The 21,378-nt window shown below is 37.0% G+C and carries 24 protein-coding genes; 15 read left to right on the top strand and 9 right to left on the bottom strand.

Annotated elements, in window-relative coordinates; translation table 11 throughout:
• Positions 1 to 2: 2 nt before the first annotated feature.
• The 11 genes from SJY09_RS14500 (at position 3) to SJY09_RS14450 (ending at position 10,765) form a co-directional block, all read left to right on the top strand.
• On the top strand, positions 3 to 761 hold the full coding sequence (locus SJY09_RS14500; protein WP_396636414.1) for a tetratricopeptide repeat protein: 759 nt from the start codon (positions 3 to 5) through the stop codon (positions 759 to 761).
• 60 nt (positions 762 to 821) lie between these two features.
• Entirely contained in the window at positions 822 to 1,121 is a 300-nt protein-coding gene (locus SJY09_RS14495) for a hypothetical protein (RefSeq protein WP_396636413.1), read from the top strand.
• A gap of 66 nt (positions 1,122 to 1,187) precedes the next feature.
• Positions 1,188 to 2,780 carry a SulP family inorganic anion transporter gene (locus SJY09_RS14490; protein WP_396636412.1) on the top strand — a complete coding sequence of 531 codons (1,593 nt, stop codon included), beginning with the start codon at positions 1,188 to 1,190 and terminating at the stop codon, positions 2,778 to 2,780.
• Positions 2,781 to 2,957: 177 nt separating this feature from the next.
• Positions 2,958 to 3,587, top strand: a complete 630-nt coding sequence (locus SJY09_RS14485; protein ID WP_396636411.1) for a carbonic anhydrase family protein — start codon at positions 2,958 to 2,960, stop codon at positions 3,585 to 3,587.
• Positions 3,588 to 3,820: 233 nt separating this feature from the next.
• Complete coding sequence (gene pheS, locus SJY09_RS14480; RefSeq protein ID WP_396636410.1) at positions 3,821 to 4,840, top strand: phenylalanine--tRNA ligase subunit alpha; 1,020 nt, start codon at positions 3,821 to 3,823, stop codon at positions 4,838 to 4,840.
• An 18-nt stretch (positions 4,841 to 4,858) separates the two neighbouring features.
• Positions 4,859 to 5,254 (top strand): hypothetical protein, encoded by a 396-nt coding sequence (locus SJY09_RS14475; RefSeq protein WP_396636409.1) that lies wholly within the window; start codon positions 4,859 to 4,861, stop codon positions 5,252 to 5,254.
• 269 nt (positions 5,255 to 5,523) lie between these two features.
• On the top strand, positions 5,524 to 7,182 hold the full coding sequence (locus tag SJY09_RS14470) for a SulP family inorganic anion transporter (RefSeq protein ID WP_396636408.1): 1,659 nt from the start codon (positions 5,524 to 5,526) through the stop codon (positions 7,180 to 7,182).
• 267 nt (positions 7,183 to 7,449) lie between these two features.
• Positions 7,450 to 8,643, top strand: coding sequence for a pyridoxal phosphate-dependent aminotransferase (locus SJY09_RS14465; RefSeq protein ID WP_396636407.1), 1,194 nt, complete (start codon positions 7,450 to 7,452; stop codon positions 8,641 to 8,643).
• A gap of 1 nt (position 8,644) precedes the next feature.
• Positions 8,645 to 9,787, top strand: a complete 1,143-nt coding sequence (locus tag SJY09_RS14460) for a permease (protein ID WP_396636406.1) — start codon at positions 8,645 to 8,647, stop codon at positions 9,785 to 9,787.
• A gap of 40 nt (positions 9,788 to 9,827) precedes the next feature.
• Positions 9,828 to 10,292, top strand: coding sequence for a hypothetical protein (locus SJY09_RS14455; RefSeq protein ID WP_396636405.1), 465 nt, complete (start codon positions 9,828 to 9,830; stop codon positions 10,290 to 10,292).
• A gap of 20 nt (positions 10,293 to 10,312) precedes the next feature.
• Positions 10,313 to 10,765: a hypothetical protein gene (locus tag SJY09_RS14450; protein ID WP_396636404.1), complete on the top strand. Its 453-nt coding sequence runs from the start codon at positions 10,313 to 10,315 to the stop codon at positions 10,763 to 10,765.
• Between the two features lies 1 nt (position 10,766).
• Here SJY09_RS14450 and SJY09_RS14445 read toward each other — a convergent pair whose 3' ends face one another.
• Positions 10,767 to 11,234 (bottom strand): CYTH domain-containing protein, encoded by a 468-nt coding sequence (locus tag SJY09_RS14445; RefSeq protein WP_396636403.1) that lies wholly within the window; start codon positions 11,232 to 11,234, stop codon positions 10,767 to 10,769.
• A 49-nt stretch (positions 11,235 to 11,283) separates the two neighbouring features.
• Between SJY09_RS14445 and dinB the strand changes: the two genes are divergently transcribed.
• A complete protein-coding gene (dinB, locus tag SJY09_RS14440) occupies positions 11,284 to 12,387 on the top strand; it encodes a DNA polymerase IV (protein ID WP_396636402.1) in 1,104 nt (367 codons plus the stop codon).
• A 63-nt stretch (positions 12,388 to 12,450) separates the two neighbouring features.
• On the opposite strand, the gene SJY09_RS14435 is transcribed toward dinB, so the two are convergent.
• The 3 genes from SJY09_RS14435 to SJY09_RS14425 form a co-directional block, all read right to left on the bottom strand.
• On the bottom strand, positions 12,451 to 12,858 hold the full coding sequence (locus SJY09_RS14435; RefSeq protein WP_396636401.1) for a cupredoxin domain-containing protein: 408 nt from the start codon (positions 12,856 to 12,858) through the stop codon (positions 12,451 to 12,453).
• A gap of 93 nt (positions 12,859 to 12,951) precedes the next feature.
• Entirely contained in the window at positions 12,952 to 13,500 is a 549-nt protein-coding gene (locus SJY09_RS14430) for a carboxymuconolactone decarboxylase family protein (protein WP_396636400.1), read from the bottom strand.
• 294 nt (positions 13,501 to 13,794) lie between these two features.
• Positions 13,795 to 14,637, bottom strand: a complete 843-nt coding sequence (locus SJY09_RS14425; RefSeq protein ID WP_396636399.1) for a helix-turn-helix domain-containing protein — start codon at positions 14,635 to 14,637, stop codon at positions 13,795 to 13,797.
• Positions 14,638 to 14,824: 187 nt separating this feature from the next.
• Here SJY09_RS14425 and SJY09_RS14420 point away from each other — a divergent pair, with 187 nt between their 5' ends.
• A complete protein-coding gene (locus SJY09_RS14420) occupies positions 14,825 to 15,349 on the top strand; it encodes a PAS domain-containing protein (protein ID WP_396636398.1) in 525 nt (174 codons plus the stop codon).
• A gap of 70 nt (positions 15,350 to 15,419) precedes the next feature.
• Here the strand turns inward: SJY09_RS14420 and pyk are convergent, their stop codons facing one another.
• From pyk to SJY09_RS14395, 5 genes are all read right to left on the bottom strand, one after another.
• Positions 15,420 to 16,862 (bottom strand): pyruvate kinase, encoded by a 1,443-nt coding sequence (gene pyk / locus SJY09_RS14415; RefSeq protein WP_396636397.1) that lies wholly within the window; start codon positions 16,860 to 16,862, stop codon positions 15,420 to 15,422.
• A gap of 2 nt (positions 16,863 to 16,864) precedes the next feature.
• On the bottom strand, positions 16,865 to 17,329 hold the full coding sequence (locus SJY09_RS14410; protein ID WP_396636396.1) for an IPExxxVDY family protein: 465 nt from the start codon (positions 17,327 to 17,329) through the stop codon (positions 16,865 to 16,867).
• 111 nt (positions 17,330 to 17,440) lie between these two features.
• Positions 17,441 to 18,178 (bottom strand): ribonuclease III, encoded by a 738-nt coding sequence (gene rnc / locus SJY09_RS14405; RefSeq protein WP_396636395.1) that lies wholly within the window; start codon positions 18,176 to 18,178, stop codon positions 17,441 to 17,443.
• 13 nt (positions 18,179 to 18,191) lie between these two features.
• A complete protein-coding gene (gene fabF / locus SJY09_RS14400; RefSeq protein ID WP_396636394.1) occupies positions 18,192 to 19,442 on the bottom strand; it encodes a beta-ketoacyl-ACP synthase II in 1,251 nt (416 codons plus the stop codon).
• 108 nt (positions 19,443 to 19,550) lie between these two features.
• Positions 19,551 to 19,784 (bottom strand): acyl carrier protein, encoded by a 234-nt coding sequence (locus SJY09_RS14395; protein ID WP_008269813.1) that lies wholly within the window; start codon positions 19,782 to 19,784, stop codon positions 19,551 to 19,553.
• A 311-nt stretch (positions 19,785 to 20,095) separates the two neighbouring features.
• Between SJY09_RS14395 and SJY09_RS14390 the strand changes: the two genes are divergently transcribed.
• Both SJY09_RS14390 and SJY09_RS14385 read left to right on the top strand, forming a co-directional pair.
• A complete protein-coding gene (locus tag SJY09_RS14390) occupies positions 20,096 to 20,656 on the top strand; it encodes a phosphoribosylglycinamide formyltransferase (RefSeq protein WP_396638640.1) in 561 nt (186 codons plus the stop codon).
• Positions 20,656 to 21,291 (top strand): viroplasmin family protein, encoded by a 636-nt coding sequence (locus SJY09_RS14385; protein ID WP_396636393.1) that lies wholly within the window; start codon positions 20,656 to 20,658, stop codon positions 21,289 to 21,291. Before SJY09_RS14390 ends, SJY09_RS14385 begins: the two co-directional genes overlap by 1 nt.
• Positions 21,292 to 21,378: the final 87 nt, after the last annotated feature.

Below are 21,378 nucleotides of genomic sequence, written 5' to 3'. Positions count from 1 at the left end.
ACGTGAAAAAAATTTGTAACATATTAATTTTACTTTTCGGCTTTCTTGTTAACGGGCAAAATGAAAGCCTTTTCAACAATGCTACAGCTGCATATAATGATGGTGACTATAAAAAGGCAATAGCCTTTTATAACTCTATTCTGGAAGAAGGACAACACTCCGCTCCACTGTACTTTAATCTTGGGAACTCGTATTATAAACTAAATGACATTGCCCATAGTATATACTATTATGAAAAAGCATTGTTACTAGCTCCAGAGGATAAAGAAATACGGAACAATTTAGCTTACGCGCAGCAAATGACCTTAGATGCTATAGACACTATGCCAGAAACTGGCTTGTCCAGGTTCTACAAGACAGTCACCTCACAACTATCCTTTGACCAATGGGCAAAACTAGGAGTAGTATTGATGTTCTTATTCGTATTACTTTATATAATTTTTTATTACGCGCAATACGCTTCTAGAAAAAGGTGGGCATTTATCGGCAGCTTGGTTTCATTGTTCCTCTGCATTATAACTTTAGCATTCGCGTTTGTGCAATACAATGATTTTCAGAAGCAACAACCGGCAATCATATTCACTGATGAAATAGGAATACAATCCGAACCTAATGCGGGAAGTGATGAAATTTTTATCTTACATGCCGGTACAAAAGTGAACATTATTGAGCGGCTCAATGATTGGAAACGTATAAAGCTCGCTGATGGCAAAACAGGTTGGGTACCATCAGAAAACCTTAAAGCATTAAAAGATTTTTAGATTATTTTAACAGATAGCAGTAGCAATACTATTATATTTACATAACACGTGGTTAATAGTATGAAGTCTTCCTTAATTTTATTTTTATCACTTCTAGTAACACTCTCCATAGTTTCACCTTCGGCAGTAACGTTCTTAGAGTTGAGCGATGATAGTACAATACTGGCGGATCTTAACGAGGGTGAAGATAAAAATGAAGAAAAGAAAGAACTCGATGAGAAGCTTGTTTTCATAAATAACACGCGTTCTATTACCAATTCCTCAAGAAAAAATTTAACCAACTACACAAACTCCTTTTCAGAAGCATACTATATTAATTCGGTAGAGATTTTACTGCCCCCACCCAAGTCAATAACCTAATTTGACATAACTTTTCTAATTAAATAAACTATCCTGACTTCTAATTAGGACTAAAAATTATCTTATATGTTCAAGTATTTAAAAAATGACCTCCCAGCAAGTATTGTGGTGTTTTTTGTGGCATTACCGCTATGTTTGGGTATAGCACTAGCAAGTGGTGCTCCTTTGTTTTCAGGTTTAATAGCAGGTATTATAGGCGGAATTGTTGTGGGGTCATTAAGTGGCTCTAAAATTGGTGTTAGTGGGCCAGCTGCTGGTTTAGCAGCCATAGTATTAACAGCAATAGGAGCTTTAGGCGGGTATCAAAACTTTCTGCTGGCCGTAGTTCTCGGAGGAATCATTCAATTGGTTTTCGGTTTCCTAAAAGCTGGGATTATTGGGTATTATTTCCCATCATCAGTAATTAAAGGAATGCTTACAGGAATCGGTATTATTATAATTCTAAAGCAAATTCCCCACTTTTTTGGTTATGACCCAGATCCTGAAGGTGATTTTGCCTTCTTTCAAGTTGATGGGCAAAATACATTTTCAGAAATTCTAGAAACAATTAACAATATTAGTCCAGGGGCTACTTTAATAGCTATAATTGCTTTAGGCATATTACTTTTATGGGACAAAGTCCTTTCTAAGAAGGGTAAAATTTTTAAACTAGTGCAAGGCCCATTGGTAGCCGTGGCGGTAGGTATTCTTTTCTATATTTTAACCAAGGACAGCGAAACTTTGGCCATCTCCGGAGATCACTTGGTAAGTGTGCCGATTCCTGAGGATGCCGCTTCATTTTTGGGTCAATTTAGTTTTCCGAATTTTGGTGCTATAACAAACCCTCAAATATGGGTTACAGCATTTACTATTGCACTGGTCGCTAGCTTAGAAACTCTACTTTGTGTAGAGGCTACGGACAAACTTGACCCAGATAAAAATGTAACGCCAACAAACAGGGAATTACTTGCACAGGGAACAGGAAATATTATTTCCGGAATGATTGGTGGGCTGCCAATTACTCAGGTTATAGTTCGTAGTTCCGCGAATATTCAATCTGGCGGAAAAACTAAGATGGCTGCCATTATACACGGTTTTTTCCTTTTAATATCGGTGATTCTTATTCCAAGACTATTGAATATGATTCCGCTTTCCGTTCTAGCGGCCGTTTTATTCATCGTTGGTTTTAAACTTGCCAAACCATCATTATTCAAACAAATGTATGCGCTGGGCTGGAAGCAATCCGTTCCGTTTTTCGTAACGGTTATCGGTATAATTTTTACCGATCTACTAATAGGAATTGGTTTGGGTCTTGCCGTAGGCATCATCGTTATCATGATAAAAAGTTATCAAAATTCACACTTTCTTCATATTGAGGATAAAAGTGACGGTAAACACAGGATTAAAATGACCCTAGCGGAAGAGGTCACCTTTTTTAATAAAGGTGCTATTCTTAAGGAATTGGATAGTTTACCAAGAGACACTTTTTTAGAGCTAGACGTTAGGAAAACCAGATATTTAGATAATGATATCATTGAAATATTGGATGACTTTACCGTGAAAGCAAAAGAACGAAATATTAATATTCAACTGGTATCGGAAAGAGGGAATATAGAGAATCCCGATAGTTTTATCGAATTCTTTAAGTTAAGACCAAAACTAGAGCCAAATAAAGAATGAAAAACTATATTAACCATGCTTTTTCAGATAACGCACTTGTACTTATATTGGAAAGCGGATGGTTGACAGATAGAGAAATCATGTATATTATTTAATATCGCTAGTAGAAGTTGCCTTAAAATTTCTATATTATTTATTGTGAAAGTTATTTCTGTCCTAATTTAAACTTAAAGAACAATGAAAGCACATACTAAAGAAACACAAGCTGCGATGACCCCAGATTCTGCAATTCAATTGCTAAAAGAGGGGAATAATCGATTTATTGCCAATTCCATGGCTCCACGTAACCTTTTAGACCAAGTAAGCGACACGTCACAAGGGCAGTACCCATTCGCTACAGTTCTGAGCTGTATTGATTCTAGAGTTTCCGCGGAACTTATCTTTGATCAGGGTGTAGGCGATATTTTTAGCGCTAGAGTTGCAGGAAATATTGTGAATGAAGATATTCTGGGAAGTATAGAGTTTGCCTGCAAATTAGCGGGGACCAAAGTAGTAGTAGTTCTTGGACATACGGCATGCGGTGCGGTAAAAGGGGCCTGTGACGATGCAAAAATGGGAAACCTGACTATACTTTTACATAAAATAAAACATGCGGTAAGAGCGGTCAAAAAACCTTTAGACGCTAGTGAGAGAACTTCTAAAAATATAGACTTTGTGAACGAAGTAGTACTTAAAAACGTTCAACTTACGCTAGAAGATACCCGAAGTTTAAGTCCCATTCTCCAAGATATGGAAGATAATGGTGAAATTAAGATTGTTGGTGCTATGTACGATATTAAAAGTGGGAAAGTAACTTTTCTAGATTAGTTAGTTACTCCATAAACTATGAGCACATGTCATTGGGTCGGTTTTTAATATTTGAAACACCTGTAAACCTTAACTATAGCGTAGTGCTTTCTAGTTATTTAAAGCCTAGTTCGATAAAGAATCACATATAGATAAAAAGAAGCTATCCCTCTTTATTGAAGCAACAGCATATCCTATAAAAAACAAGTCTTAGTCCTATAAAAGTTTTAAATTTGCTGCTTTATTACAGCGTTATGATCAAGACCATTAAGGAGCATATTCTAGAAGTAGAAAATTTTACGGCTAATGACAAGGAGTCCGTTGAAGCCTTTCGGATAAAATATTTAGGAAAAAAAGGGCTGTTAAATGACTTTTTTGCCGAGTTTAAAAATGTTCCTAACGAACAGAAAAAGGAATTTGGTCAAAGTATTAACCAATTAAAACAAACAGCACTAAATAAAGTTGACAGTCTTCATAAGTCATTAGAAAATAATGCGGAGCAAGTTGGTGTGTTTGGAGATTTAACTAGGCCAGGTAATCCTATTGAGCTCGGAGCGAGACATCCTATTTCCATCGTTAAAAATCGTATCATAGAAATATTTTCCCGTATCGGTTTTAATGTTTCCGAAGGACCGGAAATAGAGGATGACTGGCATAATTTTACTGCTTTGAACCTTCCGGAATATCACCCTGCTAGGGATATGCAGGATACCTTTTTTGTACAGACCGATCCAGATGTACTATTGCGCACACATACTTCGTCCGTGCAAGTGCGTTATATGGAAAACAATCAACCTCCTATACGAACCATTTCACCGGGAAGGGTATACCGAAACGAGGCCATTTCAGCAAGATCTCATTGTTTTTTCCATCAGGTGGAAGGGCTTTATATCGATAAGGATGTTTCCTTTGCAGATTTAAAACAAACGTTACAGTATTTTACCACGGAGCTATTTGGCAAATCTAAAATACGTTTAAGACCTTCCTATTTCCCCTTTACCGAACCTAGCGCAGAGGTAGATGTTTACTGGGGGCTTGAAACTGAAACGGATTATAAAATGACGAAAGGAACGGGCTGGTTAGAAATTATGGGCTGTGGTATGGTAGACCCTAATGTGCTTAAAAACTGTGGAATTGATTCTGATGAATATTCAGGATTTGCCTTTGGTATGGGAATAGATCGTATAGCTTTACTACTCCATCAAATTTCTGATATTCGCCTTTTAAGTGAGAACGACCTCCGTTTCTTAGAGCAGTTTAGAAGTGTATTGTAAAAACGTTATTTCTGAGCTGTGAAAAAGGATATTGAAATTCCAGTAGTTAAAGATGTTTACGTAGCCATCGCTCATGAATGGAATAAGGAATTTCTTTCTAAGGATTGGAACGCCTACATTATCAATGGAGGTCGCATTCCAATAGAAATGGCCTTGATAGTTTCTAAAGGTTTTTACGGCGAAAGGAAAACTTCGCTTATGAGGCACGCTATAGCTGTTGTTCCTGCTAATTCCTTTGAGAAAATTGAAGTGGTCCAAGAAGATGTCTTGGCCCTGAACAATGAATTTTTCGTCACCTATTATATTGGCAATACCCTATATGAAAAACGATTTTTATTCGAAAAAGGTAGCGTTTCAGAAGCTGCATTGATTCCTATTCCGGTATTGGGACAGGATGGTGTAATGGCAAAGTAAGATTTTTCGATAAGAGCGAATACCGCTTTTAATTACGTAAAATTCTACCTTATTTATAAAACACTAGCACTACTTATGGAAATCATGATCATTTATTCCGATTTAAATTTCCGACTTAACCCTTTCAAGCTTATTTTTAAAGGTCTTTAAATCAATAATGACAGTGGTTATTCACTAGAGCTAGCACAATACGTCCTAGGAATAAGAACAATTAATACCTAAATTAAACTCTCAAAAGAACCATTTGTAACTAACCTTAAATTATAGTAATGCTAAAGAATATTTTCGATTTTAGTAATATCAAAGGAGATTTAACCGGTGGCCTTGTTGCCGGTGTAGTAGCACTGCCTCTAGCTTTAGCCTTCGGAGTACAATCTGGATTGGGAGCCATTGCAGGCCTTTATGGTGCAATTGCCGTAGGTATTTTAGCAGCACTTTTCGGAGGAACGCTAACACAAGCGAGCGGACCTACCGGTCCTATGACCGTTGTTTCAGCTGCTTTAGTAGCAAGTGCCATAGACATCGCCGGGAGTTTGGAGAGTGCTATGGGTATTATAATTTTAGCCTTTTTACTTGGTGGTGTTATACAGATACTTTTTGGACTTATTAATATCGCTGGTTACATCAAATATTTTCCCTATCCCGTAGTTTCTGGATTTATGAGCGGTGTAGGTTTAATAATCGTTATTCTACAACTATTCCCGTTCGCAGGATTAGATTCGGCCAAATCTACAGTAGGAGTTATGCAAGATTTGCCTAGATTATTTTCAGATTTTAATTGGCAAGCACTGGCACTTGGGGCCCTTACCGTTCTTATTTACTATGTATTTCCAAAAATAACTAAAGCTGTACCAAGCCCTTTAGTAGCTCTGATAGTCGCTTCCTTGGCTGCTTTTTTCCTCAAGTGGGATGTTCCTGTAATAGGTGAAATTCCTTCAGGCCTTCCCAGTTTGCAATTAGACGGTTTTTTAGCAATAGATAGTTCTGCATACTTCCTTATCGCAGAATACGCCCTAGTGCTAGCCGTTCTAGGGTCAATAGATTCTTTATTGACTTCGGTTATTGCGGACAACATGACGAAGACCAAACACAATAGCAATCGCGAACTCATTGGGCAGGGTATTGGCAACGCCGTTGCAGCAATGTTCGGTGGTATTCCTGGAGCAGGTGCAACAAAGGGTACCGTGGTAAACATCAACTCTGGGGGTAGAACAAGGTTGTCAGGTATGTTCCATGGTCTATTTCTCTTAGCAGTTCTTTTGGGTCTTGGCTCCTTAGCTGCTCATATTCCACTGGCCGTGTTAGCTGGAATACTTATTCCTATTGGATTTAAAATAGTAGACACTAAAGGACTTAAACATTTAACTAGCGTACCAAGAGCAGATGCAGTTGTGCTTATTGTAGTGCTTCTTTTTACCACATTTGGTAGTTTAATACAGGCCGTAGGAATTGGTCTTATTCTTGCCTCGTTACTTTTTATGAAGAAAGCTAGCGATATTGGGGAAGAAGGTATTGAGGTAGGTTTATTAGCAGGTTTCGATGGTGAAAAACCATGGAAAGATGAAGAAGATTTCTATAACAAATACAAAGATAGGGTGGCAATAAAACATCTGTATGGGCCACTCTTCTTTGGGTTCACCTCTCATTTTAAAGATCAATTACAGGAAATTTCAAAAGTAGATGCCCTTATCATTCGTTTTGATCAGGTTCCTTATATAGACCAATCTGGATTATATGCATTGGAAGACGCTCTTTTAGAACTAGATAAGAAAGGCATTAAAGTTCTGCTAACCGGGCTTCAAACACAGCCGATGGATTTACTCTCTTCCATTGATATTATACCTGACCTTGTGCCTCAAGAGCAACTATTTGAGAACATAGAAAGTAGTTTTGGGTGGCTAAGAACCCATTTAAAAGGATTTGAATAATATCTAGCTGTATATAAATACTTCCTTAACTCAATTAATATCAGTTATTTACATTGATTTCTGATTTTGAAAATTTTTTTAAAAAGTTCATGATATCCTCAAAATAACCACCTTTTGATATGGCTTAACTATGAATTTCATTTTTTACGGGCATATATTTTTCATTATAAATATTTTAACCTTCTGATTTTTACGGTATTGCGATAGGTTTTTTATTAGCTCAATTTTAACTTAGTAACCATAGCTAATCAAACTAAAAAACTTCTCATGAGAACAGAAAAAATAAACCGTAGAAACTGGTTAAAAAAAGGTGTTTTAACCGCAGGTGGAATGATGGCAGCACCATATTTAAGTTTTGCAGAGACTTCCAAAACACCCATTACCCTAGACCTAAATGGTGATGCGATTTATAGTCCTTTTTTCAAGGAATATTTATTGGACACAGCTAGAGAATTTCCTGTACTATCAGCAAAACTAAATGCTAATGAAAACCCATACGGCCCCTCTCCAAAAGCTTTAGAATCCCTAAAAATAAACGCTTTTAAAGGTAATCGTTATGCTTGGAAAGAACTTTTTGCCCTTATGGACAAAATTGCCCAAGTTGAAGGAGTGGAACGTAAAAATATAATGATGGGGCCAGGCTCTTCTGATCTTTTAGAGAAGACCGCAGTAACACTTTTCATGAACGGAGGAAACGTGGTATCCGCTGACCCTGCTTACATGTCCTTAATACGTGTGGCCGAGGCTGCTGGTGGTACTTGGAAACCGGTTCCCTTAAAAGACGATTGGTCCCATGATTTAGAAGCTATGGAAGCGGCTATAGACAAAGACACCAAATTAGTATATATCTGTAACCCTAATAATCCTACAGGCACTATTACCGCTTATGAAGAACTATTGGATTTCTGTTCTAGAGTTTCTGAAAAAGTGCCTGTTTTCATAGACGAAGCTTATTTAGGCTTTCTTGAAGATGGCGCTAAAAAAAGTATGGTCTCCCTGGTAAATAAAGGAAAAGACGTCATTATAGCACGCACATTTTCTAAAATTCATGGCATGGCGGGCTTGCGAGTTGGGTATGCCGTTGCACAAGAAGCAACCTTAGATAGGCTTCAGAAAATTACACGTGCAGGGATGGGTATATCATATCCATCTGTATTTGCAGCAATGGCCGCTATGGACGATACCGAATTCTTAGACAAATCAAGAACACTTAATACAGCATGCAGGGAGTATGTTTACCAAAGCCTTGACGCTATGGGTATTTCCTATGTGCCCTCCTATACCAGTTTTATGATTTTCCCAATTGAAATGGAAGGCAAGGACTTTCTTGAAAAAATGACCGCCTTAAAAGTAGGCGTTCGTGCCTTTAACTTTATGGGAAAAAATTGGTGCCGCGTAAGTATGGGTACTATGGATGAAATGAAGATTTTTACCTCTGCCCTACAGAACGTAATCGCATAAGATGGACTTAACCTTACAAAAGACCATAACATTTGCATTATTCATTGGTATTGGATTACTCTTAAAACTTAAATTCAAGTCCAAAGAAGAGCTAACCGGCATCAAGAAGATAATTCTAAATCTTGCCTTACCTGCTACTATTTTTCTGGCTCTTATAGGGGTTAAAATAGATGGCACATTATTGTCACTTCCGTTTTTAGCACTGGCACTGAACATGCTTATATTCCTTGTATTTCCTTACCTAATTCCTCTTACCGGAATCACTAAAAACGGTTCGCAATATAGAACGGCCAAATTGCTTGCTCCCTCTCTGGCTCCCGGCCTATCGTGCTTTCCATTTGTTCTAGAGTTTTTAGGTAACGATTATTTGGCGAAGGTGGCCATGGCAGATTTAGGAAATAAGGTCTTTGTTCTTATTATTCTTTACCTAGTTGCAATGAATTGGTATTACCGTAAAAGAGCTGTAAAAACGGAATCCAATAGTAAAAAAATCAAATCTTTGGCATTGGCAATGATTTCAGAACCTGTAAATATCTTTATAATCATTGCCTTGATTTTGGTGTTTTTTGGGTTTACCATGGAATCGTTGCCATTTTTTATTAGCGAAACCATAAGTAGATTAAGTATTATTATGACTCCACTAGTACTATTATTTATAGGTCTTGCAGTGAACATTAAGAAAAAACAGTTTTCAAAATTGTTGAGTTTACTATTTTTACGAGCAGGTTTTGTGGCTTTATTAAGTGGTATATTGATCCTGGCATGCAACATTAAAGTACAAAACGATATTCTTTTACTACTTGCATTTGGTCTTAGTGCCTGTAGCTTTTGGCCGTTTTCCCATATTGCCGTAGTAGATGCCCAAGAAGAGGGAGTTAAGAAAAATAAACGAACGTTCAACACTAACTTTGCAGTAAATATTCTGGCGCTATCCTTCCCATTATCCACGGTATTAATTTTAGGAATTCTTTCCAGTGGGAGCCTATTTTCTAGTGCAAGTCCCGTCTTCTTACTGGGAGCTATTCTCATAAGCCTTGGGATGCTACCCTATATCATAAAAAATATAAAAGCGATAAGAAGAAAAGCAGCTAAGGAAAAAATGCAATGGGTAATCTTTAAAACATCTTATACAGAAAGTCTTTAGAAACGCAACCATTAAAAGTTTACTGCGTCCTATAGATGATATGAAGCTAAAACATAACATCGTCTTTTGTTTAATAGTAATATTATTTTCCTGTAAGGATGATGACGGACTAGGTGAATGCGCACTTATAGATTGTGCCGCTCAGATTTTTGCTATTGAATATATTGATGCTGAAGGAAATAACCTTATCGCCAATGACACCTATTCTTTGGAAACTATTGTAATAACCAAGGATAACAATCAACTTAATTCAAGTCAATTACAATCTGACGAAGTTGTTTACTTTTTTAGCTCTGGGACGAATGGCGACAATACCTATAATGTAAAGCTAAACGAAACGGAAGAAGATCAATTCGTACTAGCTCTAACACGAATAAAATTAGAACCAGAATGTTGCGGTCCTTATTTCACTATTAATAGTGCCACTTACAATGATGCTATAATTGAAATTACAGCTAGCGAAAATTCTTTTATTGAAAAAATCACAATAGTAAAATCTCCTTAATTATAATGAAATTCTTGAAAATGAAAACCAAATTTGTGGTCTTTATACTTTCTATAACTTTCTTTGGTGGTTGTGAAAACAATTCACGCGTTGACTGTTCTACTGTTCTATGCGCTCAACAAGTCTTATCTATTGAGCTGTTAGACACCGAAGGTGTTAATTTAATTGCAAACGAAACCTATTCTCTAGAAAACATAAAGGTTTTCAAAGATAGCATACAGGTGTCCCAACTCGGAAATACCATGAACGACGCAATCTTAATTGCGGTTTTCGGAGAAGAAGGTAACAATACGTACGACATTTTCTTGGATGCTTCTGAAACGGATATATTAGAACTAGAACTTAGCAAAAATAACCCTGGTAGTGAATGTTGTAGTCCGTTATTTACTATTGAGAAGGCAACCTATAATGGGGCGGATTTAGAAATTATTCGGGAACCATCCGATATAGAAAAAATCATTGTCATAAAATAACTTACCACTCACAAAAGGGAGTCTTACTTAATTGAGAGTTATAATATTTAATATCCCCCGTTACTTCCTTCCCTAACCATTTTGGTTTTTTAAAAGCTTCGTTTTCCGAACTTAGTTCAACCTCAGCAACAGTTAAACCAGCATTTACGCCATGAAAATCATCTACTTCAAAAACATGCTTACCGCAAGGTATTTCATATCTGTTTTTCTCCAAAATTCCTTTTTCGCACAACTGTAACAAGGCTTCTGCCTCTTCTAGGTTTATTTGCTTCTCCCACTCAAAACGCGTAGTGCCAGATTCATTTGAGCTTCCTTTTATGGTAATAAAACCCTCTTCACCCTTTAGTCTAATCCGTACCGTTCTATCCGGGTTTGTGTTCAAGAAACCTTGTACTATTCTAGTTTTGGAAATAGCTTCATCCTTAAAGTTATCTGATGTTACCAAAAATTTTCGTTCAATTTCAATCATTCTATAAACTAGTATTCGTATCCGGTTCAAGTTATCATAAATTTACAATATGATATCCGATTTGCCATTGCGAAAAATTATTCATGTAGATATGGATGCCTTCTATGCTTCGGTAGAACAACTGGATAATCCCGAATTAAGAGGCAAACCAATTGCCGTAGGGGGAAGCTCCCAGCGCGGAGTTGTAGCAGCCGCGAGTTACGAGGCGCGCAAGTTTGGTGTACGTAGTGCAATGAGCAGTGTCTTAGCAAAAAGAAATTGCCCGGAGCTTATTTTTGTAAAAGCAAGGTTTGATCGCTATAAAGAGATTTCCCAGAAAATAAGGGCCGTATTCTATGAATATACGGAATTGGTAGAGCCTTTATCTTTAGACGAAGCATATTTAGATGTTACTATAAACAAGAAAGGAAACCCTTCAGCTACTCTTATCGCAAAAGAGATACGAAGCAAAATTTATGACACAACAGGTTTAAATGCATCCGCAGGTATTTCCATAAACAAATTCATCGCTAAAGTCGCGAGCGATATTAATAAACCCAATGGCCAAAAAACCGTAAACCCAGAGGAGGTTATTCAATTTCTGGAAGAATTAGAAATTCGAAAATTTTATGGTGTCGGAAAGGTCACCGCAGAGAAAATGTATAAACTTGGCATTTTTACGGGGGCAGATTTAAAATCCAAACCACTCGACTTTTTAAAGCAACATTTTGGAAAAAGTGGAAGCTATTACTACAATGTGGTACGCGGTGTGCATGAGAGTGAAGTAAAACCGCACCGTATTCCAAAATCTGTAGGGGCCGAACGTACTTTCAATGAAAATTTAAGTAGTGAAATTTTCATGTTAGAACGTCTAGAACATATTTCTAATGAATTGGACCGGCGGCTGAAAAAATCTGATATCGCCGGCAAAACCATTACCTTAAAAATTAAGTATAGTGATTTTACATTAAACACTAGAAGTAAAACGCTTCCTTATTTTATATCGGATAAAGCTTTGATTCTGGAAACTGCAAAAGAACTGTTATATCAAGAGGAACTCCAAAACTCCGTTCGTTTATTAGGAATTTCCTTAGCAAACCTTAATACAGATAAAAAAGAAAAAACCAAACCAGAAACGGATACTATCCAAGTACAATTAAAGTTCGATTTTTAACTAAAAAGCCACCGATGAATTTAATTTTTCATCGGCGGCCTTTATAAACACTAAACTCAAAAATTACTGTACTGTCAACGTATTATCCGTAGATGTTGGGTTCAAAGGACAAAAATAAACATACTCCCCTTTTGCTAATGTGGTTGCCTTAGAGGTTTGTTTTTCACCTGTTGCCACTTGCTCCGTTACATAAGCCGTTTGAATATGGTTTTCAGGGTTAGAAACATCTTCTCCCTTTTTCACCAAAACAAAACCTACATTATGTCCTACATTATTGTTTGCGATTTCAAAAACATAAGTTCCCTCGGATACCGTTATCTGTTTTTGCGTGAATTCACCAGTCGTTTGCTCTAAAGCAATGGTCTTGGTGGCAGATTTCATCATCTTATCACCTTTCATCATTGTGTCTTGGGCATTTGCCGTGAATACTGTTACAAGTGCTACTACTAATACTGTGATTACTTTTTTCATGTTTTCTAATTTTAATTTTGCCCTTTTTTTCTGGGCGGTTTGTTTTTATTAATTTTTGTTTTTAACCAGACTTAAGCGGCTGGTTTTCGCTTTTTAAACTGTTACTGCTTCTAAGGGTTGTGCTGCAGGGAAATCTACGGGCACCTCCGTTGTTCTATGCAGGTAATTGGATATGGTCTTATCACCAACCAATACTATAGTATCTACCAAGTTTTCTTTGGTCCAACCAGCGTTGAAAAAATTAGCAACTACCTCCTGGTCCGCAGCTCCCCTATTTTCCGTGATGTTCCTTGCTAATCTGGCAAGAGCGTTTAGTTTAGAATCAAAAGAAGCTTCTCCTGCTCTTAATTCTAAAATTTGGCTGTCTGTAAAACCGTTTAACTTGCCTATTGCCGTATGTGCTGCTAAACAATAGTTACATTCGTTTACCTGACTCACTGCAAGGTTTACAACTTCTTTCTGTTTTGCATTAAGAGAGGTTTTAGCTCCGCTTAATGCCAAGTAGTTTCCTAAAGCGTTTTCTGAATGTGCGTAAGTTGCAAACAGGTTAGGAACAAAACCCAATCCTTTTTCGAGGTTGTCAAAAATTGCTTGGTTTGCAGGTGATACTTCTGCTCTTGTTGGTACGTTAAATGTGCTCATGATATTTATTTTTTAAATTATTATTAAATGTTATTTCTAATTTTAGAATGATATAAATGGTTTCTCCGCATCACAATAGAAATCGTGATGGTGTTTTTGCTCACAATGCGTTTTAGGGCTCACTGTATTTAGTGTTGGTCTTTTAGCTTGTCCGAAAATTTCGATTAAATTGAAAAGTGATTTTATTTGCGTCTTCATCTTGTATTGTTTTTAATTACACTACAAAGATGCGGCAGGAAGAACCCTATTTGTTAGGAGCTATTGCCCGACTACTTGCACAAATTTCCCTTAGGGCTATAAAACCAATGTTTCTCGGTACTTAGAAGGAGAATGACCGGTCATTTTCTTGAAGAATCTACTGAAATGGGCAGGATCGTTAAAACCAAGTTCATAGGCAATCTCTTGATTTTGCTTATCGGTAAAACTCATCAATCGTTTTGCCTCTAAGGCCAAGCGCTCTAGAATTATCTGTTGTGGAGATTTTTGATTATAGATTGCAAAAAGGTTAGATAGGGTTTTGGGGCTTTTAAAAAGGAGCTCTGCATAATCACTTACCTTACGTTTAGTCTTAAAATGTGTATCTACCAAAACATTGAACTTGCGTACTACATCTATTTGCTCATTATCCAAAGTTTTCACAATAAGTTGTTCTTTCGCCAGACGTGTACAAATAATAATTAATCGTTTCAACAGCATCTGTAACATATCTCCCTGTATTTGGTCCGGAGTAGAGAATTCATCTTCAAACACCTCATACAGCACATTGAACTTACGTTCTTGATCTTTAGGAATAGTTATAATAGGTAAATCTTGCGTACCAAAGAACAGTATTCCATTACAGGAAACTTCACTATCATGATCATTAATACAATAAAATGCCCTGTTAAATAGAAAGGCCGTTAAGGGAGCCTTCGTTTTAGTATAACTCACATGTTGTAAATAGGTTGTGGTTACAAGTTGATTTGGAAGTAATGTTATGGTTAGGCCATCTATACAAAGTAGAACGGGTATCTCATTTCTATTCCAAACGACCTGTATGTTTCCGGAGTTACTTGAAAAGTTATTTTCATTCCTTTTTATGTCATCTGTAAATCCAAAAAGTGATGCTAATTTGGTGTCATGAAATTCAAACTTCATAATTTTTATTACTTTAAAATGCCCTGATTTGGGGGTTTTTGTCTCAAATATTGTTCATTCTTTACAAGTTGATAGTACTTTAAACGAATTATTGTTTAAACAATACTGTTAATCATTACTATATATTTTAGTCTAAAAGCTGTTTTTTTTAGCTTTATTCCCAATTGCTATGGAAAAGAAAGTTTTTATGAACAATTTACTAAATTACGATAACGCCCTTTATAAATTTTACAAGACGCTAAAAATAAATAGTTTACCCATTTCTTCATGGGACTTTTATAGTTCTTTTTTTGATAAGAGTTGTAAATCAAGTAGCGATGTAAAAAGCCTATTACAGTTGGCCAAAAATAATTCATGGGTATTTAATGAAGCTATTCTAGAACAGGAATTGATAGATAAAGAACATACCATTGTCGTTACGGATGCGGAATTACGCATTGTATACGCTTCGCAGAACATATGGGAAATGAACAGATACCATCCCGAAGAAATTATTGGACAACAACCAAAAATGTTCCAAGGAGAAAAAACATGTAAAGCCTCTCTTAAGAAGATTTCCAATGCCGTTAAAAAGAAAGAATCCTTTGAAGCGACTATCTTGAATTATCGAAAAGATGGCTCTACTTATAATTGTTGGATACACGGACAACCCCTATTCAACAAAGAAGGAGAAGTGGTTAACTTCATAGCATTTGAACGAGAAGTAGCGTAAGCTTCAACAACTAAAAAACAAAGCCCCGTTAGTTAATAAACGGGGCTTTGTTTTTACACTATATTTTTCTTTAGAAATTACAGCTTTCTATTTCTGTTACACGAAGTGTATTAACCATACCTTTTGCTTTAATTGGCATTGCGGCCAAACTTATAAGCATATCTCCCACTTCTAAAAATCCTTTTTTACAAGCTATACCATTTACATCTTCAATAGTTTCATCAGTGGAAACATATTTATCATAATAAAAAGCTTTCACACCCCATAAAAGATTAAGTTGTGTAAGTATTCTTTTATTTGAAGTAAATACTAAAATATGGGCGCTAGGTCTCCATGCCGAAATTTGAAAGGCTGTATATCCACTATTGGTCAAAGTTGATATTGCTTTCGCCTTTATTTCATTTGCCATTAGTGCGGCATGATAACAGACCGATTTTGTAATGTATCTATTGGTTCTAATATGAGGTGGGTCATGTGGTACATGAATAAGGTCCGATGCTTCCACACTTTTCAGAATACTGGCCATTTTCTCAATTACCTGTACCGGATAGTTCCCCACAGAAGTTTCTCCAGATAGCATTACTGCATCTGCACCATCCATAACAGAGTTTGCCACATCATTTACCTCTGCCCTTGTTGGCGTAAGGCTAGTAATCATGGTTTCCATCATCTGTGTTGCGATAATTACAGGAATCCTTGCCTTTTTGGCCCTAAGCACCAATTGTTTTTGAATTAATGGAACCTCGTGTGCTGGCACTTCTACACCAAGATCTCCCCTAGCTACCATTAGTCCGTCACAATAGGCAACGATCTTGTCTATGTTCTCTACTGCCTCTGGCTTTTCTATTTTAGCTATGATCGGAATTTTATGTTCCGAGTGCTTTTGAATAATATTCTGTAGGTCTATTAAATCTTGACTAAACCTTACAAAGGAAAGTGCTATCCAGTCAACTTCTAAAGAAATAGCAAACTCTGCATCTTTCACATCTTTTTCGGTAAGAGCGGGTAAGGAAATATTAGTATTTGGCAGGTTTACACCCTTTTTAGATTTTAGAGGTCCACCTTGGATTACTTTGGCTTTTACCTCGGTTTCGCCATTGGTAGCTACTACCTCGAACATAAGTTTACCATCATCTAGTAATATTCGCTCACCGGCCTTAACATCCCTCGGGAATTCCTTATAGTTCATATATACCCTCTCGGCGGTTCCCTCGAATGGTTCTCCTGTAACAAAGGTTAATTCATCCCCAGGGCTTACAACCACTTCACCGGCCATTACTCCTACTCGAAGTTTAGGTCCCTGTAAATCTCCTAAAATAGAAACATTGGTCTCCAATTCTTCGTTTAGTTCACGAATCATGGTAACGCGTTGTTTTACATCTTCATAATCAGCATGGGAGAAATTAATTCTAAAGACATCTACTCCCGCCAAAATCATATCTCTTAGCACATCTTTCTTGCTTGTAGCCGGCCCTAAGGTGGCTACTACCTTTGTCTTTTTCTTAGTTGGCATTCTTAAAATATTAAATTGTTCTTAGACTTTAGTTTGTCAATGTCTACTTCGTATGCCGCCATCACTTTTGGCATTGTAAGTATATTTTTAATAATTGCGTCACTTCCCTGCATCTCATCTTCTTCCATCTTCAAAAAATAATCTACATCCTTTAGTTCTGGAACCAGTCTTGGCACATTATAAGTAGCTTCGTTTTGAAACAGATCATTATTTGCCAGTAGTTCTTGTTCTATGCTATGGTTTGCTACTAGTACCCAATACCGGTCATGAAATGTATCTTGCCATTCGTAACAAGGGAAAATACTATTTTCAGCTAAATCAAAATCCTTTTTTGTTCTTTTGAAATTTGCCTTGAGCGTTGCATTCAATTCGTACGCTATGGCATAGTCTGCAATGGTGCTATGCATTGCAATTAACAGAAAGGAATCATCATAAAAATCATCGTCAATTTTGTGTATTGCTGTCATATACGCACAAAACCGCAAATATAGGACTAATACAGTTTAAAGCCTAAAAAGGAAATAGGTTTAAGAGGTGAAGAAAGTTACGATAACGTTATCGCTTTGTTGTATTTATAACTAGAGTTGTTCCATTTTATCTTGAAGTGCAAAAAAGGCTCTTTTGGAGGCTCTTTCTTCAGCTTTCTTTTTGGAAGTTGCTCTGGCTTTGGCAATAACATTACCACCAATGGACAGTTTAACCGCGAAGTGCTTTAGAGAATCGTTTCCGGTATCCTCATAAACATTATAATTAAATGTTTTCTTTTTCTTTTGACACCATTCTATAATAAGACTCTTGTAACTGATCACACGACCTTCTAGCTGTTCAATGTCCACATAAGGTTGAATGACACGTTTATCTATAAACTTCTCACAGTAGACGTACCCTCTATCCAAATAGATAGCCCCAACAAGTGCTTCAAAAACATTTCCATGTATGTTCTCCCCAAAATGGGTTTTAGGAATTCTACTCTCTACATACTTTATAAGCTGCAAATCCTTTCCTAATTCGTTCAAATGTTCCCTACTTACAATTTTAGAACGCATTTTGGTGAGGTACCCCTCATCTCCATCAGGGACTTCAGTATACAGGTGCTTAGAAATGATTGTGCCCAGCATGGAATCGCCTAAAAACTCTAGACGCTCATAATTCATTGCATTGCCCTTCTCATCCTTTTTATTCATAGACCGATGAAGAAAGGCCTTTTTGTAATACTGAATGTTTTTCGGTTTAAATCCTAATATTCTCTTTATCCCTAAAAAAAAATCCCCATCCGCTTTCGGATGGGAATTGAAAAGATTTTTAGGGAAAGTCATACAGTGCTTTGTATTAACTTATTTTTTTGAAAACTACACAAGCATTATGTCCTCCAAAACCGAAGGTGTTGCTCATAGCTACCTTAACATCCCTCTTTTGAGCCTTATTCAATGTTAAGTTTAAACTAGGGTCTATGTTTTCATCTACAGTCGTATGGTTTATGGTCGGTGGCACAATACCATGCTCCATAGCCAGAATACTGGCGATGGCTTCTATAGCACCAGCTGCACCGAGCAAATGACCCGTCATTGATTTTGTAGAATTAATATTAATATTCTTGGCATGTTCTCCGAAAACTTCTGATATGGCTTTTAATTCGGCAACATCTCCTAAAGGTGTGGAAGTACCATGTGTATTAATGGCATCTACTTCTTCCAAAGCGATACCTGCATCTTTAAGACAGTTTTGCATGACCCTTACGACACCAATCCCATCTGGATGCGGTGCTGTCATATGATAGGCATCACTTGAAAGTCCGCCACCAGAAACCTCAGCATATATTTTTGCGCCGCGTGCTTTTGCGTGCTCATATTCTTCCAATATCAAAGCTCCGGCACCTTCTCCTAGAACAAAACCATCCCTGGTTCCGTCAAAGGGCCTAGAAGCTGTTTCCGGACTATCGTTCCTTGTAGAAAGTGCGTGCATTGCTCCAAAACCACCCATGCCTGCAATGGTAACTGCAGCTTCACTACCGCCAGTAACCACAACATCGCAATGTCCTAACCTAATATAGTTCAGCGCATCGATCATGGCATTTGCAGATGATGCACAAGCGGATACCGTTGTATAATTAGGGCCCATAAACCCGTGTTTAATGGAGATATTGCCCGGGGCAATATCCGCTATCATTTTAGGTATAAAGAAAGGATTAAAACGTGGGGTTCCGTCACCTTCGGCAAAATTCATGACCTCGTTCTGAAAAGTTTCCAGGCCACCTATACCGGCACCCCAGATAACTCCCACACGAAATTTATCCACTTTGTCCAAATCTAATTTGGAATCCAAAATTGCTTCATCAGAAGAAACTAAGGCGTATTGCGCGAACCTATCCAGTTTACGACCTTCTTTACGCTCAAAATAATCTTCTGTTTTGTAGTTTTTTAGTTCGCAGGCGAATTTTACCTTGAATTTTTCTGTATCGTAGTATGTAATCGGTGCTGAGCCACTTTTTCCATTTATTAGACCGTCCCAATATTCCTCAATATTGTTACCAATAGGGGTAAGTGCCCCTAACCCGGTAACCACAACTCGCTTTAATTGCATTGAACTTATTTTTCGTTTAGATATAAACCGAATGTAAATTAAAAAAAATTATCCATGCGGAGCATTTACCACATGGATAATTTGAAATCTATTTAAGAAATCATCAAATTACTTTGCTTCTTCTATATAGCTAATGGCTTGGCCAACTGTTGCGATATTCTCGGCTTGATCATCAGGGATTTGAATATCGAATTCCTTTTCGAATTCCATAATCAACTCTACTGTGTCCAATGAATCTGCCCCTAAATCGTTAGTAAAGCTAGCTTCTGTTACCACTTCGTTTTCATCAACTCCTAATTTATCAACGATGATAGCTTTAACTCTTGATGCAATGTCTGACATAATAATATTGGTTTTAAAAATTTAAATTGATGGCAAAAATAAAAAACTTTGGTTGAATAACACTAATTGTCGTTAAAATGTGCTGTAATTTAAGAAAATTATGCACATCCAAGCGTCTTTTCAAACTAAAATTAAGACTTTACGCCACAAGGTTTTTACTTGTTATTTTATTGCAAACCTTTGCCTGTTGTTTAATTCCTTCCCTACCGCCGGGCAGGTGTCTCTAGTTTATATTATTTTTGCCTTACTTTCTTTTGGGAGGTAAATGGTACTACTAAACTTAAAATCTATTTCTTTTGAACACTAAACGAATGGTTCTTTTTGCATCCGGTTCTGGTTCTAATGTTGAGAACATTGTAAACTATTTTAGTGATAAGAGTCCTATTACGGTCACCGCTGTACTAACTAACAAAAGGGATGCCAAAGTCATTGACAGGTGTAATAGATTGCATATTAATGCCTTATGTTTCAATAAACATGCCTTCACCAATAGCGATTGTGTACTAAACATATTACTTTCCATGAAACCAGACTTAATTGTCCTTGCCGGTTTTCTTTGGAAAATACCCCAAAACCTCATTGATGCCTTCCCTAATAAAATAATTAATATTCACCCAGCACTGTTACCTAAATACGGAGGCAAAGGTATGTACGGAATGAACGTACACAGGGCGGTGAAAGAAAATAAGGAGAAAGAGACCGGCATAACTATACATTATGTAAATGCCAATTATGATGAAGGCGCTATAATTAAACAAGCTAAAACAACGGTTTCTCCAGAAGATACCCCTGAGGAAATAGCCAGTAAGATTCACGAATTAGAGTATGAGCACTTTCCTAAAGTAATTGAAGAACTTTTAGCTAACTCCTAATGGCAAAAAAGAACAAGTTTTATGTTGTTTGGAAAGGAAAGCAGCCCGGCATCCACAAAACCTGGGCAGACTGCAAGAAAGCTATTGAAGGTTATAAAGGTGCCGAATATAAATCCTTTGCCACTTTTGCCCTTGCCCAAAAAGCCTTTAACGGTAATTATGAAGATTTTAAAGGAAAGAAAAAAGGGGAAGCCACTTTATCACCATCAGAATTACTGAAAATTGGCCAGCCCAATTACCATTCTATATCCGTTGATGCCGCTTCTAGCGGAAATCCCGGTATTATGGAATACCAAGGTGTGGATACTAAAACCGGAAAAAAATTATTTAAACAAGGACCATTTCCGCAAGGAACTAATAACATTGGTGAATTTTTAGCACTTGTTCACGGGCTTGCCTTTTTAAAGGAGCGCGGTAGTGACCGTATTATCTATACGGATTCTAGGACTGCCATGAGTTGGGTACGTAAAAAGAAATGTAATACCAAGTTGACGGAGAACGAAAAGAATAAAGAGATGTTCCATTTGGTCAATAGAGCGGTAAATTGGCTCAAAAAAAACCAATACAATACCCCTATCATAAAATGGGAAACCAAGGCTTGGGGAGAAATACCTGCCGATTTTGGGAGGAAGTAATGAATTACTTTCTTACCAAGAACTTCTTAATAACTATTCCAAATTACACGCTTAACCAAGTTTAAAATAGCGGTTCAAAATTGTATA

The organism is Maribacter sp. R77961, from assembly GCF_044594925.1.
In the GTDB taxonomy this organism is placed as follows: Bacteria; Bacteroidota; Bacteroidia; order Flavobacteriales; family Flavobacteriaceae; genus Maribacter.
The sequence above is the reverse complement of the archived record's forward strand: the minus strand, read 5'-3'. Positions and strand labels throughout refer to the sequence as shown.